Raw genomic sequence first — 15,954 nt, 5'->3', positions numbered from 1 at the left:
CTGTGTTCGGCCATCCGCTGCCGACGGCGCACTGGAGTCGTGGGAGGATCAAGCCATGGGTGGGACGGAGCGCGGGGCACGACGTATTCGGCTCGTCGCAGCGGGCGTTCTCACGCTGGTTCCCGCTGCGGCAATCGTGGTCACCTGGTTCCTGTGGCGCGACGGTCTGCCGGAGACTCTTCCGACCCAGTGGTCCGGTGATTCAGTGGTCTCCACGCAGCCCACCTGGGTGTTCGTCGCACTCACCGGTGTGACCGCCTTCGTCTCGGCAATCTTCGGGTTCGTCTCCAGTCTCACCCCGGTGGAGAATTTCGAGTCGCGACGCACGCTGCTCGTGACGGGGCTTGTCGGAAGCCTCTGCCTGATCACCTGGACGATCAGCGCAAACCTCGGCGCGAACCAGGCACCAGCCATGCTGTCATGGGGTGTGCTGGTTGGCGGCGCGATCATCCTCGCATTCCTGCCGGCTGTGCTCGCGCCCAAGCCTGTCCCTGTCCCTGAAATCTCGGCCGATCCACCGCTCGACCCAGTCGAACGACCGTAGGTTTCGCAAGCCCGGTGGGTCAGGAGGCCTCAGCTGATGCCGTCGCGTCCACCCGGCGCAGCGTGTCGACGAGTGTTGTCACCTGCGCATCCGTGAACAGCCCGTCTGGGCCGGTGGGAGCGTAACCCGTGAAAGGAGCCTCATACAGTAGCGCCGGGTCGACGGAACCGCGCCGGGTGAGGTGCTCGATGATCAGGTTGACGAATGCCAACTGGTTGCCGTTCAGGGTGGAGTCACCCACAAACCCGCTCATGGCTTCGGATGCCGCGATCCGGTCCATCCCGGCGACCGACCGAATCAGCAGGCCCAGTCCGTTCGCTTCAGCGGCTCCGGCGGCGATCTCCTCTGCCGTGAATTCGCCGCTGAGCGTGAGGATTCGCTCGAGTTCGTCCAGATCGACGGCGGTCAGTTGCTTGCCGGTGCGCACCTTGTGCAGCACCACCTGATCCTCGTGCTCACGCAGGAAGTGGTAGAGCTTCGCCCGGAACCGTTCACGATCCACCCCCGGTGCACTGATCACGAGATCAGTGGTGCCGATGCCACCAAGTGTGTCTTCGAAGTCTGTGTAAACGATCGCCTGGCGGGTCCTGTCGATGAGCCGCACGAGCCCGCGCAGGCGCAGCCTCATCACTTCCAGCATCTGGAGGGTGACGCCGTCCCACCAGTCATCCGTCGCCACCGCGGCAATCAGTTCGAGGTTCTGCGCGACGACGGGGATGCTCCTCTGGTCGCCGAGCGCATCGGCGATGGCCTGAATCCTTTGTTTGGCAGCGGCAAATCCGAGATCGCCTGCCACCACGCCCAGCTGCGCATGGAGCGCAAGCAGGTCGAACCGTTTCGCTTCCTCGTCGGTGTCCGCGGCCAGTGCTGAGGATGGCAGGCCAGAGAGCGCAGCGGCCTCTGCCAGGGCGTCGGCATCGAGTCGCCCCCAGCTCTCCGCTTCTGAGAATCGTTCGACCGTGCGGCGATGCTTGCGCACCAGGAAGTTGCCCAGGCTCATTCCCGTCACGATGGTGTGCAGGCCGGCGACGAGATCCCGCCGAACGCTGACCTCGGAATCACTCGGGGAGATGACCTGGTCGAGCGCTTCCACCATCCTGAGACGCATTTCAAACAGACGTTGCGTCAACGACGGCGAGTTCGAGCTCTCCGCGCTCGGCACGTCCTGGTTGAAGTACTCGATGTTGCCGCACACGTCGAAGATGACGAAGTCTTGTTTCGGATTGCCCGGCCCGTAGAGGTCAGGTTGCAGACGGGTGCCGCGGCCCACCATCTGCCAGTACTTAGTCTTCGAGTGCACCGGCTTGAAGAAGACCAGGTTGACCACGTCGGGAACGTCGATGCCGGTATCGAGCATGTCGACCGAGATCGCGATCTGTGGCGACTTCTCTGTCTGGCCGAAGTCGTCGATGAGACTCTGCCGATACTCGACCTTGTGCGTGATCACGCGGGCGAAATGCCCTGCATGCTCTGGATAGTTCGCGTCGAAGCGCTCAACAATGAACTCGGCGTGAGCGTTGTTCTTCGCGAAGATGATCGTCTTGCCCAAGCGGTCACCAGCCGCAACCGTGCGGCCCTCCGTCATCAGCACTTCGAGCACCTTGTCGACGGTGTCGGTGTTGAAGAGCCATTTGTTGACGGCTGCAGCATCGACTTCGGCAGGCACCAGGCCGTCTTCCCATTCAATGAGATCCCACTGGTCTTGCTCATCTGCGCTCAGGTCGTCGTAACGGATGCCGCGGGTCATGAATCCGAGGGAGATCGGCCGGCCGACCGGCGGCACGAGGTATCCGTCGCTGATCGCCTCGCCCAGCTCATAGGAGTCGGTGGGAACGCCGTCTTCCAGGTTGAATAGGCCGTAGGTGTTGTGATCGATCTCGTTCTTCGGCGTCGCCGTCAGGCCGACCAGCAACGAATCGAAATAGCTGAAGATCTCGCCGTACTTCTGGTACACCGAGCGATGTGCCTCATCGACGATAATGAGGTCGAAGTAGCCTGGGCCGAACCGGCGAAGATCGCTGGCACCATTGAATGCGCCGCCCTGGTCGATGAGTCCCATCATCGTCGGGTAGGTCGAGACGAAGACCCGGCCATCGGCATCCTTCTCTGTCACCAGGTTGACCGGCGCGGCATCCGGAAGGTGTTCCTTGAACGCGTTCACCGCCTGGTTGACCAGTGCGACCCGGTCGGCGAGGAATAGCACGCGTTTGACCAGGTTGGCGCGCATCAGAAGGTCGACGAGCGCGATGACGGTGCGCGTCTTGCCGCTGCCGGTCGCCATCACGAGCAGTGCTTTGCGTTCGTTCCTGGCATCGAATGCCTCGGCGACCTTGCGCACCGCACGCACCTGATAATGCCTGCCGACGATGCGTTCGTCGACGGCGAGTTCGGCGAGCGGATGCCGGGAGCCCCGTCGCTGCACGAGGAGCGCGAGTTGGTCTTGCGTGTAGAAGCCCTGCACTTGCCTGGGCGGGTAATGGGTGTCGTCCCAGATCCAGTGGTCGTAGCCGTTGGTATAGAAGATGACCGGTCGCTGGCCGAATTGGCGTTCGAGTGCGTCGGCGTAAAGCCTCGCCTGCTCCTGGCCGGCGCGGGCATCTCGCTTAGTGCGTTTCGCCTCGATCAGTCCGAGCGGGAGGCCGTCTGCGCCCCAGAGCACGTAGTCGACGGCACCGACACCGGAGGCGTTCGGCATACCGGTGACCGGGAACTCGACGTCGCGTTCGTCGCTCAGGCTCCAACCTGCCTCGCGCAGCAGCACGTCGATGTACCGGTCGCGGGTTTCATCTTCGCGGTAGTCGTGGGTGTCGGGGATGACGGCGTTGGCCGCTTTGGCCGCGGCAAACTCGGCGCGCAGCGCGTCGAGCTCTGCCTGCAGTGATTCGCTCTGTTCCAGTGCTTTCGCGAGCGCGGCATCCTTCGCCTCGTTGTCGGCCGCGAGTTGCTGGATCTGCGCCTGAGTGCGGGCTGCGGCTCCCGGCTGGGGCTTCGGGATGGATGCCGCGTCGAAGGGCTTTCCGGCATCGGGTCGCAGGTCGGCGATGAGTGCGTAGTGGGTGGCGAGCCAGATGAGCACGTGGAAGAGTTCCCGCACGATCGGCAGGCTGTCGGCGTGCCGCACCGGTGTGGTGCGGTGCACGGCGAAGTTGCCCTGTTTGCGGATCAGGTCCATCTTGGTGTGGAGGCCTGGGCCGACGAGTTGCTTGAAGGTGGGCTCGAACAGCAGGCTCGACAGGTCGTCTTTGTAAGGGCGCCTGAGCGAGGCATCCGTTCGGTACAGCCAGTGCACGGCAAGCTCGAGGGTGCGTCTCGCGTAGAACACCGAGGAGCGCGGGTCGCCGAAGGTGTAATGCTCGGCGCGACGCGCCTCCTCAGCGATCTCGGGCCAGGCGGAGCGCACGAAGTCGAAGTTGCTCATGTACTCAGCTCTCCCGCTTGTACTTCGACGCGATGTAGCGTGCCACTGCGTGGCGCGATGACCGCCAGGAGCCGTCACTCGCACGACTGGCGTCCAAACGTCCACGGTTGGCGGCCTGACGAAGCGCTGTGTAACTGAAGTCTTCGGACGCCAATGACTCCAGCGGCACAAGCCTCGCCGGTCCAGCAACATTCGGAACGATGAGGCGGTGGAGATTGTCGACGATGGAGCGGCTGAGGACTTCAGCGAGAGGTCCTGGATCCCCCTTGTCGGCCTTGTCGAGCGAACGGAGATACTTTGTACGATCCTGTTTGAAAATGATGACCGGTGGCCATCCGAGCTTGACGAGAATCAGGTTCATCACGAGTCGACCAGTTCGTCCGTTGCCATCGAGGAATGGATGGATTCTTTCGAACCTGGCGTGCAAGTCTGCAAGACGCAGTACTCGCTCGGCGACGAGGAGCCCACCGTTGATCTCCCGACCCAACGCGTTTGCGTCCTGTATCCAACTTGACAGCTGAGGAGGAACATCTACCCACGAAGGTGGGGTCATCCCGCCGGAGAACGGATGAATGTCGTGCCGCCGAAATCCTCCAGGCGACTCTTCGGTGGTGGCCTGTTCGTGTGGAGCCTCCTGCCAGACTTTTTCCATCACCAATTGATGGACGTGCCTGACCTCGGTCAGAGTGATGAGGTCATCCCCAGCCCAATCGCCAGCGGAGCGCGCTTGGGAGTACACCCAGGTCGCCGCGTCGCCGTATCCACGGACTTCGAGATAGTCCTTGAGCTCTTTTCCACCCACAGCCCGCCCCTGATCGAGCAAGTTCTTAACTTCCCGCAAGACCAGTGTGTTGCCTTCGAGCGCGGTTGAGTTGTGCGCCTCAAGATGCCAGATATCGTCCCAGATGGATGCCGCTTCGGCTGGCGTCGGCATCCCCCCGAAGTTTCCGAGTTCCTCGATGGCGGCGTCGAGTCGTTGAAAGATGGCAACGCGTGACAGTCGCCCACGCGGGTCCCGATCGCTGGACGGCGAATTTGTCACAGTGGCCCTTCAACATTTGTACAAATCAAACTATCGGAGTTTGTCGCAGCGTGCGATGAAAAATGTGAACAATCAACTCTGCATTCTCCTGCAGCGCTTCCATTCTGTTCAGCACAGCGAAGTACTCGGTCACGGTCGCGGCTTGCTGCTGACCCCAGTTGCGGGGTGATTTGCTCGAAACCGCTCGGATTCGGACATCTTCGAGGCCGCAGTGTCGGTGGTCGCCGATGAACTGCTCTACTGCCCGGTCACACCCGGCGGTCGTTCGGACTCTCTGTCCGGGCGTTCCCGACGGGCCGATCGGCCCAGAGAAGAGTGATCATGTCCAACGACAACGGCCGGGACGTCGGAGCCGAACCAGGCAGCCATCCGCCGCTCCCCGACGGGCTGCCGGAACAGCACCTGCCACCGGTGTTCGGTGCGAGCACTCCGCCTCCCGTCGCTGCCGGCGCAACCGTCGGCTCCAGTCCGGCTGCACCCCGCCCCGCTCGCCCCGGCTCCGAAAAAGTCGAAGCTCGGCACCACGGCGCTGGTGTTGGGTATCGTCGCCGTGGTGTTCGCGGTGATTCCCGGGCTCTCCTTCCTGGCTTGGCTGCCGGCTCTTGCTGCAATCGGCCTCGGCATCGCGACGATCGCGTCGAAGTCGATTGCACGGAAGGGCAAGGGGATCTCGGGCGTCGTGCTCGGCGGCCTCGGGTTCATCGTCGCGATCGTCGCCAGCGTGAGCTTTCTCGCTTCTCTGGGCTCGCCCAGCAAGAGCCTCGTTGCTGCGGCGACGGATGCCCCGGCGAAGGCCGAGCCTGCAGCCCCCGCGGCGAAGGCGCCGGCGACCAAGGCAACGCCCAAGCCGACGCCAACACCAACCCCGGTCGTGATCCCGGTGCCCGCGGATGCCGTCTACAGCGGCACCGGTGACACGGTTCTGCAGATCGCACCGCCCGACGGTGTCGGCGAGCCGTGGGTCGCGGACGTCAACTACGTCGGTGATCGCAACTTCGTCGTGTGGTCGCTCGACGCGAACATGGCGCAGACCGATCTCCTCGTGAACACCATCGGTGCGTACACCGGATCCGTGCTCAGTGCAGCCGATGGTGGCTCGTCGACGCTGGAGATCACGGCAAACGGTGATTGGTCTGTGGTGGTCAAGTCACTGCGTGCTGTGCCTGAATTCGCTGGAGCAACGGCGGCCGGAACCGGTGACTTCGTGGTCATCTACCGCGGTGACCCGGGAGTCGCGACCATCACTCACGGAGGTTCGCGCAACTTTGTGGTCTGGACCTATGGCAATCGCAATGACCTCGTCGTCAACGAGATCGGTGCCTACTCCGGCACCAAACCGTGGGCGGGAGGACCGTCGCTGATCGAGGTCAAGGCCGACGGCCCCTGGTCGATCACCGTCGGTTAGCCAGCCCGTTCAGTAGGCGGGGACGCCGACGACCCGAAAGCCGGCGTCCCCGCGCCCCATCAATATCAAGTAGAAGGAATGTGAACCGTGAGTGACCTCAATCCACACCAGCCCCAGCAACAGCCGATGTATCCCACGGCGTATCAAGTTGTCTATCAGCAGGTTGTACGACCCCCGTCGAATGGCATGGCCGTTGCGGCGCTGATCTGCGGAATTCTCGGAGTGCTGCCGGCGCTCACGATCATCCTGATCTTTCTGTCGCCGATCCCGGCCATTCTGGCGATTATCTTCGGCTTCGTCGGCCTCAACACCTCGAAGCGCGTGAACGGCCTGGGTCGAGGCATGGCGCTCTGGGGAATCTGCCTCGGATTCACCCCGCTCGTACTGGGCATGTTGGTGCTCATCCTGAGCGCGATCGGTTCGGCCGCGAATCGCTAATATTCGCGCGGTGGGAGCGAATCGGAGCCGATCGTCTATTCGAAGTAGTCTTCGTCGACCTCAACCACGTCGTAAGTCTGTTTGACCTGGACACCGACGCGGTAACGAATCATGAGGTCAGCAAGGCGTTGGCCGTCGATGAGAACCACTCGGCTCGGGATGCGGTCGACGTAATCTCGAGCACCGCTACTAAAAGCACTGGTGGTTACGAAGACTCCTTGCGTTGCCCCCTTATCGGCAAGTGCGCCGACGAATCCTTACAGCTCAGGCCGCTGCACCGAGTTGCCTGCACCATACCGCTTTGCTTGAACGTAAACGCGATTCAAGCCGAGAGCGTCCTGATCGATGACGCCGTCAACGCCGCCATCACCTGTACGGCCAAGCCGGCGAACCCGCTGCTCCGCTCCCCCGTAACCCATTGCGATGAGAAGGTCAACGACTGCTTGCTCGAAGAAGTCTGGATGCTGTTCACGAAGACGACGGAAAAGGTCTGCGGCCACCTCAGACTCGAAAGTCGCGATTCCTGATTCGATGAGTTCGATCGGATCTTCTTCAGGATTCGGTTCTTCGTTGTTCAACGTTGAAGCTTTCGTTGACCGTCGACCGCGCTGAGGAACGTACTCCTGAAAGGCAGGAATAGCTTTGAGGGCTTGCTCTGCAATTCCCTCAGGGTTCTCCACTAGCAATTTGCGGCCAGTGTCGGTGATTTGGAAGACAGCTCTCACGGGCTTCGATATCGCCTGAGCACGGGTCAGGAACGACATCGCCCAGCCCATTCGATTCAGGGCTCGGTATTGACCGGACGGAAGTAGTTCAAGTCGTTGTTCGCGCGGGATGTTTGCATGATCGAGCGCTGATTCTTCGAGCGCCTTCTTCTGCCAGACCTGCCCATCGGAGAGAACTTCAAGAATCGGCTTCATGAAAAACTGCCATGCCGGAATCGAGGAAGCGTCTGTAGCTTCCTCACGCGGCTCAGGTATTTTGCTCACAGTTCTCCTCGGAAGGCTCGATGTTGAAGTGAAGCGAAGAGCTCGTCGAAATACCGAATTCCTTCACGCTGCTTGTCTCGCTCCGTCGATATCAGCTCAAACCTGCGTGAAAACGAAATCTGCTCACTCATTGGTGGCACATAAATTGGGAGACTCTTTATTTGCGCCTGGAAGAGATTGGCCTGCGCAGAAAGGTTCACCCTCTTCTTCATCTCTTCCTGCATCCGCGGTGTCTGCAGATACTGCTCGAGGTACACGGGATCGATCGACGCGTCGGGCCTGACGAGGGCGACACTTCTTACAAGCACAAACTCTTCGTCCGAACGAATCATCGCCACTCTGCCAACGGAACCAGAACAAGAAATGAGAACATCTCCCGCAGCGGGTCGACAACGTTTCGCAATCCGCGCGTATTCATCGTCGCCTACGTAGTCGACGGACGTGAAGTCGAGGTAGCCGTTTCGCACGTTCCTTGCCGACAAGAGCTTGTGTCCGCTCATGGTTCTCCTGGGAGTCTGATGTTCCCCATCGGTGATTTGAAGGCAATGGTTCGCCAGCGCCGACGTAGTGGACGAATCATGAGAGGAATCATGAGAGGAATCGAACATCTCCTCGAAGACGGAGTCGGCGAGCTGGTCGAGGAGGGTGAGCGCGCGGTGCCGTTTGGTGCGGAGTTCGTCGGTCTGGTCGAGGATGGCCGCGATTCGACGCTGCTCGGGGAGGGGCGGGAGGGGGATCTCGAATGAATTCAACACCGCTGCGCTGATTCGCGGTAGGTTGACCCCCGATGTGCGAGACGCCGCCTTTTCTATCGATTCTGGTCGAAGAAGGAAGTGGGCCAGATACCCGCGGTCGAGTCTGTCGCTCGGCAGAAGCGGATAGATGTCGGTACTGCAGACGCCCGAGCCGCTTGGACGGGCTATCTTTCCGAGGTTGGGACGAAGCTTGCCGAACAACACGTGACGTCTGTCGAACGCAAACTTGTTGCTCCTTAGCTCTCCGCCACGGACAGTAATCGACTCGTCGAGCGCTCCCGACCTTCCGATGCTTTCGAGGCCGACGTACGTCGTGCCGCCGGAGATTGCCTCAGGCATGACGGATCGGCTGTCGACAGACAGCACAGAACCAAGCACGACAGTTTCGAAGCTCATGCGGATGGAGACAATGAACGACGGAGCTCTGCGAGGCCGGCCGCAATCTCAGCATCGAGAGCGGCGAGGTCGTCGAGGATGTCGGCGGGCGAACGATGCTCGACGTGCTCGTGCTCGACCTCTTTGTAGCGGTTGAGAGAGAGGTCGTAGCCTTGGGCAGCGATCTCAGCCTTCGGGACGAGGAAGGATTGGGCGGTTCGAGGGCGGGCGGCTTCGGGGCTCGCCGCGAGCGGGGTGGCACCGGGTCTTGGGAGGGTTTGCCACCGGGCGAGTACGTCGGGGAGATTGTTCTGCTCGTGGATCGCGGGGTCGAGCGGAGTGCGCTTGTCGTCGAGCGAGAAACCATCGGCCTGCACGTCATAAAACCAGACGTTGTCGGTTCCACCTGAACTCGTCTTCGTGAAGAAGAGGATCGCCGTCGACACCCCCGTGTACGGCTTGAACGTGCCACTCGGCAGCTTCACGACCGCCTCAAGCTTGTGGTCTTCCACCAGCATCCGTCTCAGCTCTTTGTGTGCCTTCGACGACCCAAACAACACGCCGTCCGGCACGATAACAGCAGCTCGCCCGCCATACTTCAACACCCGAATCATCAGGGCGAGGAACAACAGTTCCGTCTTCTTCGTCTTGACGACCTGCAGCAAATCCTTAGCGGTCGTCTCGTAATCCAGGCTGCCCGCGAACGGCGGATTCGCGAGAACGAGAGTGTAAGCATCCGTTCTCGGGTGGCTTTCCGCGAGTGAATCCGCGCGCTCCATCGTGGGGTTCTCGACCCCGTGCAGCAGCAGGTTCATGCTTCCGATGCGAGCCATCGACGCATCGGAGTCATACCCCGTGAACGCCTTCTGGTTGTAGTGCTCGCGCAGCGCGGCATCCGTGAAGATCTCGCCGTGGTGGTCGTGCAGGTACTCCCCCGCCGCCACCAGGAACCCGGCGGTGCCTGCGGCCGGGTCGATGATCGTGTCATCTGGTGTCGGCGCGGTCATGTCCACCATCAGCTTGATGATGTGGCGCGAGGTGCGGAACTGACCATTGGTGCCAGAGGTGGCCAACTTCGAGAGCATGTACTCGTAGATGTCGCCCTTGGTGTCGCGGTCTTTCATCGGGATGTCATTGAGCAGGTCGACAACCTTGACCAGGAGTTCCGCGGTAGGAATGGTGAAGCGGGCGTCTTTCATGTTGCGTGCATAACTGGAGCCGTCTGCGCCCAGCTGGCGCAGGAACGGGAAGACGTGCTGGTCGAGGATCTCGTACATCTCCTGCGGCGAACGGTTGGTGAATACCGACCAGCGCAGGTCGTTGTACGGGCGCGGCTGGCGTGCCGTGACGTCGTTGCCCTCTGGGAAGATGCGGTTCTCGATCGGGCGACCGAGCCGGTTCGCCTTGTTCTCTTCGAGGGTGTGCAACTCATCGAGCCGCTTGATGAAAAGCAGGTACGTGAGCTGCTCGATCTTCGAGGTAGCGATCGAGCGCTTGCTTGACGTAGTAGGTTTTCGTTCGACCGGTCTCAGCCGCGAGCTTCTCCAGCGCCGCCTCCTGCCGGGCATCAAGACGTACAGATGCCATCGCGCCCTCCTTGTTCACCTCAATTGAACTACGTGTAACACGGTTGTCAGACGACGCCTTTGCGCAGGAGGAAGCAACTGTATGGAACGGTCTCACCGGTCTGCACCAGGAACTGGGCGGATGCCGCGCGCACGTAGAACTCCTGACGCTCGACTCCGAGCGCAACGATTTCCCTGCCCTCCGCAGCCGTGGCGATGCGCGAGACGGCGGCCGCGACATCCGTCACCGTGTCTGGCTGATCGTCGATTTGCATCCGCTCGATCGGCGACTCGACAAACGCGTCTACCGGGAACACCGACAGAATCGCCTGGGCCGCCGCCTCGACGCCGACGCCATCGAGGCGGATGACGGTTTTGCCGTAGCGGTAGGCAGGGAAGTTGCGGTCGACGAGCGCCACGATGTCACCGTGGCCCATCTCGGTCAGCAACTTGAGCAGATCGCCGCTGAGCAACGGGTCGATGTTCTTCAGCATGGTCCTCTTTCTGAGCGAATCGTCGTCCAGAGAAAACCTACCGCTCGTACCGACCATGCCTGACCGGAAAAGCCCGGTCAGAAGATCCTGACGGCCACCTCCGCCGGTGCTTCCAGAAGCCCTTCAATCTCTTCATCGAGCTTCACCAGCGTGACGGAGGCGCCTGCCATGTCGAGAGAGGTGCAGTATTCGCCCACGTAGCTGCGGCCGACGGTGATGCCACGCTCTGCGAGCTGCTGGTGCGCGCGCCCATAGAGGATGTACAGCTCGCTGATCGGAGTACCGCCAAGCCCGTTGATCATCAGCGCCACTCGATCACCCGAAGCGTACGGGAGATCGCTCACCACGGCCTCGAGCAACTCATCGACGATCTCATTCGCGGAGGCCAGCTTCGCCCGACGACGACCGGGCTCGCCGTGGATGCCGACTCCCATCTCCATCTCGTCGTCGCCCAGTTCGAACAACGGCGACCCCTTCGCCGGCGGCGTGCACGAGGTGAGCGCCATGCCCATGGTGCGGGTCACGCTGTTGACCTTCTCGCCGATGCGGATGCACTCGTCGAGGTCCGCGCCCGCTTCGGCTGCCGCCCCGACGGCCTTCATCACGAAGAAGTTGCCCGCGACCCCGCGGCGCCCGACGGTGTAGGTGGAATCCTGCACCGACACATCGTCATCGATGAACAGCGTCTTGACGATGACGCCGTCGGCTTCGCTCATCTCCTGTGCCATCTCGAACGCCATCTTGTCGCCGGTGTAGTTGTTCACCAGCAGCAGCACACCCTTGGGTGAAGCGACGAGCTTTGTCGTCTCATAGACGTAGTCCATCGGCGGCGCGGCGAACACATCACCGGGGCACGCGGCATCCAGCATGCCCTTCCCCACCACCATCACGTGGGCGGGCTCGTGCCCGGAACCAGAACCCTGCACGATCGACACCTTGTTGGCGTTCGGTGCGTCAGAACGCATGATCAGGTTGTACTCCGGAACGTATTTCAGCGTGTCGGGGTTCGCCAGAGCGATGCCGGAGAGCATCTCCGGCACAAACTGCTTCGGATCATTGACGAATTTTTTCATTTCTCCCAGCTCCATTGCTTTCCATCAGCGCGCCGAGAATTCGGCACTCAACCGTTCGAGAATGACGGCCACTGCGACCGCGCCAGGATCGGGAGAGCCGATGCTGCGCTCACCCGTATAACTGGCCCGACCACGTCTGGCGATCATGCTCGTTGTCGCGTCTGCCTGCTCCCTCGCCACTGCGGCCATCCTGGCCAGTGCGCCCGCGGCATCCGTGCCGGCCGCAATCTCGGCTTCCAGCGCATCGGTCGCCGGCACCAGGGCATCGAGGAGAGTCTTGTCACCGAGCTCTGCACTGCCCCTGGCCTTGATACCGTCGACTGCCGCCCTGAGCATGCTGACAACATCCGCACCGCTCAGTTCTTCCTTGCCCTTGATCGCTGTCGAGGCGCGCAGGAATGCGGTGCCCCAGATGGGTCCTGACGTGCCGCCGATGCGACTGGTGATGACCATCGCGATCTTCTGCAGGAACGCAGAGGGTGCGCTGCGATCGAAGGTGTCCCAGTCGCTCAGCACAATCTCGAATCCGCGAGCGAGGGAGTAGCCGAAGTCGCCGTCGCCGACGACGGAATCGAGGTCACCGAACTCGCGCTCATTGTCTACGGCCGTTTGCGCGATGCTGTGCACCACAAATTCGGTGTCAGCGAGGCTCGACTCGGTCATCGGTTCTCCTGGTTCGAATCTGTGGGATTCGGCTGTTTGAGGTTCTGGTGTCGCAGAATTGCTTCGATGTCGGACAAACCGACATACGCCCCGGTCGCCAGATCCAGCGGATTCGACAGGATCGTGATGGGCTGGCTATCGGGGTCACCCAGCGACGACACCACCAGCGACGCGCCGGAGAAGTCCTCCTCTGCCGTGTAACTGCTGACGGTGACGACTGTGCGCAGCCCGGCGGCGAGCGCCGCACGCAGGCCGTTCTCGCTGTCTTCGATGACAACGGCGTCGGATGCGTCGAGGTCGAGTTCGCGCAACGCGTGCAGATAGATGTCTGGTGCCGGCTTCTTCGCCGTGACGATATCCCCGGCAAACACGCTGAAGCGGTGTGCCAACTCGTCACCGACCGCGTGCTGCAGAACGGCGCGAACGGATGCCTCTGCCGACGTCGACGCGACGGCCAGTGTCCAGCCGGCTGCCGCGGCATCCGTTGTGATCCGAAGGATTCCGGGCCGGGCCGGCATGACCCCGTCTGCCACGCGCTCGGTGTAGATGGCAGTCTTGCGCCGGTGCCAGCTCGCGATGGTGTCTGACCAGTCCGATGGGTCGTCGCTCAGTCCGATCTCGGCGGCGAGTTCTGCGGTGAGAATGCTCGCCATGCGTTCCTTGCCGCCGCCGATCTTCACCTTCTCCGCGTACTCCGCGTCGCTCCAGTGCACGGGAACCGCGAACTCCGAGAACGTCTGGTTGAAGGCGGGGAGATGCCCGTCTCGCTCGGTATCGGCCAGTACCCCGTCGCAATCGAAGATGAGCGCCGGCATGGTCTATGCCCGGCCTGCGCTGCCGAATTGCTCGGCGAGACTCCTGGTCATCGCGACGATGTCACCACGCACGTGGCTGAACAGCGCCGGAGGGTCCCATTTATCACGAGCCTCCGCGTCTTTCAGGTAGTCGAGGTTCGACTTCATGTACGTGATCTTCAGCGCCGTCGAGATGTTGACCTTTGCACAGCCACGGGCGATCAGATCGCTGAACTGCGCGTCGGTGAGACCGCTGCCGCCATGCAGCGCGATCGGGATCGGATGCGCATCGATGATGTCGGTGACGCGCTGGAAGTCCAGGACCGGTTCCCGCTTGTACACCCCGTGCGCATTGCCGATCGCCGGCGCAAAGACGTCGACTCCGGTCGCCTCGATGAACCGAAGCGACACCTCAAGCGTCTGCCTGGCGGCTTCCTCGTGCGAGCCGATTCCGTCTTCCACCCCGGTGATGGCCTCGATCTCGCCCTCGACGTGAGCGCCGAACTCCCTCGCCTGCTTCACCACCTCGATGGTCTGGCGCTGGTTCTCTTCCACCGGGAGAACGGATGCGTCGAAGAGTACAGAGTTCCACCCCTGCTCGAGGCACTCCGTGATGACGTCGCGGTCTGGGCAGTGGTCGAGGTGCAGGGCAACCGGCACCTCGATCCCGGCAGTCATCGATTCCCACATCGCGAACAACACACTGGAGCCGATCGACTTCACAGTCTTGACCGAGGTCTGCACGATGACAGGAGACCGCGCTTCGACAGCGCCCGCCAGAACGGCCTCCATCGTGAGGTCATTGACGATATTGATAGCAGGGACACCGTAGCGCTCGGCAAATGCACGGTCGACGATGTCTTTCAGTGTTGAAACACCCACGGGTGGCCTCCAAGCATCTTCGATCGTCATGCTAGGCCTAATCGGTGCCGCGGGCAACAAGCCCGCGGGGGCCAATTACCCCTCGACGCCCTGCGAAATGCGCACGGTATTGCCAGACCTCAGCGCTCGAAGACGAGCAGCGTCGACGTGGCCGACGCGAGAATCCGGCCAGCGGCATCCGTCAGCGTGGCCTGTGCAAACGCGGCCCGGCGGCCGAAGGAAATGAGCGTCGACTCCGCGCGCACCAGCCCGGTGTCTGCTGTCATCGGCCGGTGGTATGAGACCTTGAGCTCGAGCGTCGTGTACGCCTGCGTCGGACTCAGCCTGGAGTGCACAGCGCACCCACAGGCGCTGTCGAGCAGCGTGGCAGCATAGCCTCCGTGCACCGTGCCGATCGGGTTGAATGCGTGATTGTCCGGGACACCCTCAAAAACCGCGCGGCCCTCGTCCACTTCCACCAGACTGAATCTCAGCGACTCGGCGATGCCAGGCGAACGGCCCGACTCGATCAACGCCTTGAGTTGTTCAAGCCCGGTCAGTCCAGGGCCGACCTCGTCGGCGAGCGATGTCATGAGCGAAGCCCGTCCAGGCGGGCGGCAACGTGCTCCAGAACGGCTTCGTCGCCGGCGTAGATGCCGTCGGCTCGCGGCCAGTGGCTGATCACGTCGGTGAAGCCGAGCGCGGATGCCCGGCCGACGTAGTCCTCGAAAGCGTCGATACTCTCCAGCGAGAATTGCCCGCCACTGTCAAGGGACAGATAACGGTCAACACTCGCGGGGTCACGGCCCTCTGCAACCGCCACGTCTTCCATGCGTTTGACGAGGTCGCGCGCTGAACGCCACCATTCATCGCCTTCGACCCCATCGGCTCCCGTTGTCACCCAGCCCGCACCGTGTGTCACGGCCAGCCGCAGGCCCTTCGGACCGTTCGCCGCAATCACAAAGGGCACGCGCGGCTGCTGCGCCGGCCGCCCGACCATCCTGGCGTTCACCGCGCTGAACCAGTCGCCGTCGAAGCTGATTCCCCCGCTTCCCGGCTCCTCGTGGCGAAGCAGCGTGTCGAGACCGGTCACGAACTCGGCGAAGCGTTCGTGACGCTCGCGAGGGCTCAGCTCACGCCCACCGAGCACAAAGGCGTCGAAGCCGGTGCCGCCGGAACCGACACCGAGAAGGAAACGCCCACCGGAGATGTCGTCGAGAGTGGCGATGTCCTTCGCAAACGGCACCGGCTGGCGAAAGTTCGGTGAGGTGACGAACGTGCCGAGACGGATGCGTTCGGTCTGGGCGGCAGCAGCGGTCAGCGTCGGTATGGTGGCGTGCCACGGCTGGTCGGCGAGTGTGCGCCAGGACAGGTGGTCGTAGGTCCAGGCGTGGTCGAAGCCGAACTCCTCTGCCCTCATCCACTTCTGACGGGCCTCGGCCCACGGATCCTGCGGGAGTATGACGATTCCGAAGCGCATGATGCGAGTCTACGGACCGGTTCCGATCTTTGTCGGTGACCGGATTCTGGCAATCCAT

15 protein-coding genes and 1 pseudogene are annotated in these 15,954 nt (G+C 62.2%); 3 read left to right on the top strand and 13 right to left on the bottom strand.

The window, feature by feature from the left end:
* Nucleotides 1-55 precede the first annotated feature (55 nt).
* Nucleotides 56-544: a hypothetical protein gene (locus K323_RS0115490; protein WP_157509458.1), complete on the top strand. Its 489-nt coding sequence runs from the start codon at nt 56-58 to the stop codon at nt 542-544.
* A 19-nt stretch (nt 545-563) separates the two neighbouring features.
* Here the strand turns inward: K323_RS0115490 and K323_RS0115485 are convergent, their stop codons facing one another.
* A complete protein-coding gene (locus tag K323_RS0115485) occupies nt 564-3,962 on the bottom strand; it encodes a DEAD/DEAH box helicase family protein (RefSeq protein WP_022886181.1) in 3,399 nt (1,132 codons plus the stop codon).
* 4 nt (nt 3,963-3,966) lie between these two features.
* Complete coding sequence (locus tag K323_RS0115480) at nt 3,967-5,004, bottom strand: Fic family protein (protein WP_022886180.1); 1,038 nt, start codon at nt 5,002-5,004, stop codon at nt 3,967-3,969.
* Nucleotides 5,005-5,422: 418 nt separating this feature from the next.
* Between K323_RS0115480 and K323_RS29005 the strand changes: the two genes are divergently transcribed.
* Both K323_RS29005 and K323_RS0115470 read left to right on the top strand, forming a co-directional pair.
* Nucleotides 5,423-6,409: a hypothetical protein gene (locus tag K323_RS29005; RefSeq protein ID WP_022886179.1), complete on the top strand. Its 987-nt coding sequence runs from the start codon at nt 5,423-5,425 to the stop codon at nt 6,407-6,409.
* Nucleotides 6,410-6,496: 87 nt separating this feature from the next.
* Nucleotides 6,497-6,847, top strand: coding sequence for a DUF4190 domain-containing protein (locus K323_RS0115470; protein ID WP_084697373.1), 351 nt, complete (start codon nt 6,497-6,499; stop codon nt 6,845-6,847).
* 35 nt (nt 6,848-6,882) lie between these two features.
* On the opposite strand, the pseudogene K323_RS28535 reads toward K323_RS0115470, so the two are convergent.
* The 11 genes and pseudogenes from K323_RS28535 to K323_RS0115420 all read right to left on the bottom strand — a co-directional run bounded on the left by K323_RS28535 (nt 6,883) and on the right by K323_RS0115420 (nt 15,896).
* Nucleotides 6,883-7,767 (bottom strand): annotated as a pseudogene (locus tag K323_RS28535) (restriction endonuclease).
* Nucleotides 7,768-7,832: 65 nt separating this feature from the next.
* Nucleotides 7,833-8,987 (bottom strand): restriction endonuclease subunit S, encoded by a 1,155-nt coding sequence (locus K323_RS26535; protein WP_022886177.1) that lies wholly within the window; start codon nt 8,985-8,987, stop codon nt 7,833-7,835.
* Nucleotides 8,984-10,393: an HsdM family class I SAM-dependent methyltransferase gene (locus K323_RS26530; protein WP_245571007.1), complete on the bottom strand. Its 1,410-nt coding sequence runs from the start codon at nt 10,391-10,393 to the stop codon at nt 8,984-8,986. Before K323_RS26530 ends, K323_RS26535 begins: the two co-directional genes overlap by 4 nt.
* A 1-nt stretch (nt 10,394) precedes the next feature.
* Nucleotides 10,395-10,553, bottom strand: a complete 159-nt coding sequence (locus tag K323_RS30550) for a ribbon-helix-helix protein, CopG family (RefSeq protein ID WP_245571006.1) — start codon at nt 10,551-10,553, stop codon at nt 10,395-10,397.
* A 46-nt stretch (nt 10,554-10,599) separates the two neighbouring features.
* On the bottom strand, nt 10,600-11,025 hold the full coding sequence (locus K323_RS0115450) for an RbsD/FucU family protein (protein ID WP_022886175.1): 426 nt from the start codon (nt 11,023-11,025) through the stop codon (nt 10,600-10,602).
* Between the two features lie 77 nt (nt 11,026-11,102).
* Nucleotides 11,103-12,098, bottom strand: coding sequence for a dihydroxyacetone kinase subunit DhaK (gene dhaK / locus K323_RS0115445; RefSeq protein ID WP_026851711.1), 996 nt, complete (start codon nt 12,096-12,098; stop codon nt 11,103-11,105).
* A 24-nt stretch (nt 12,099-12,122) separates the two neighbouring features.
* A complete protein-coding gene (gene dhaL, locus K323_RS0115440; RefSeq protein ID WP_022886173.1) occupies nt 12,123-12,761 on the bottom strand; it encodes a dihydroxyacetone kinase subunit DhaL in 639 nt (212 codons plus the stop codon).
* Entirely contained in the window at nt 12,758-13,576 is an 819-nt protein-coding gene (locus tag K323_RS0115435; RefSeq protein ID WP_022886172.1) for an HAD-IA family hydrolase, read from the bottom strand. The genes dhaL and K323_RS0115435 overlap by 4 nt, the downstream gene beginning before the upstream one ends.
* A gap of 3 nt (nt 13,577-13,579) precedes the next feature.
* Nucleotides 13,580-14,437, bottom strand: coding sequence for a class II fructose-bisphosphate aldolase (locus K323_RS0115430; RefSeq protein WP_022886171.1), 858 nt, complete (start codon nt 14,435-14,437; stop codon nt 13,580-13,582).
* Between the two features lie 119 nt (nt 14,438-14,556).
* Nucleotides 14,557-15,009: a PaaI family thioesterase gene (locus K323_RS0115425; protein ID WP_022886170.1), complete on the bottom strand. Its 453-nt coding sequence runs from the start codon at nt 15,007-15,009 to the stop codon at nt 14,557-14,559.
* Nucleotides 15,006-15,896 (bottom strand): LLM class flavin-dependent oxidoreductase, encoded by an 891-nt coding sequence (locus K323_RS0115420; RefSeq protein ID WP_022886169.1) that lies wholly within the window; start codon nt 15,894-15,896, stop codon nt 15,006-15,008. Before K323_RS0115420 ends, K323_RS0115425 begins: the two co-directional genes overlap by 4 nt.
* Between the last annotated feature and the right edge of the window lie 58 nt (nt 15,897-15,954).

Source organism: Glaciibacter superstes DSM 21135 (assembly GCF_000421145.1).
Taxonomy (GTDB): Bacteria; Actinomycetota; Actinomycetes; order Actinomycetales; family Microbacteriaceae; genus Cryobacterium; species Cryobacterium superstes.
Note: the sequence above shows the minus strand (reverse complement) of the source record. Positions and strands in the feature narration are given on the sequence as shown.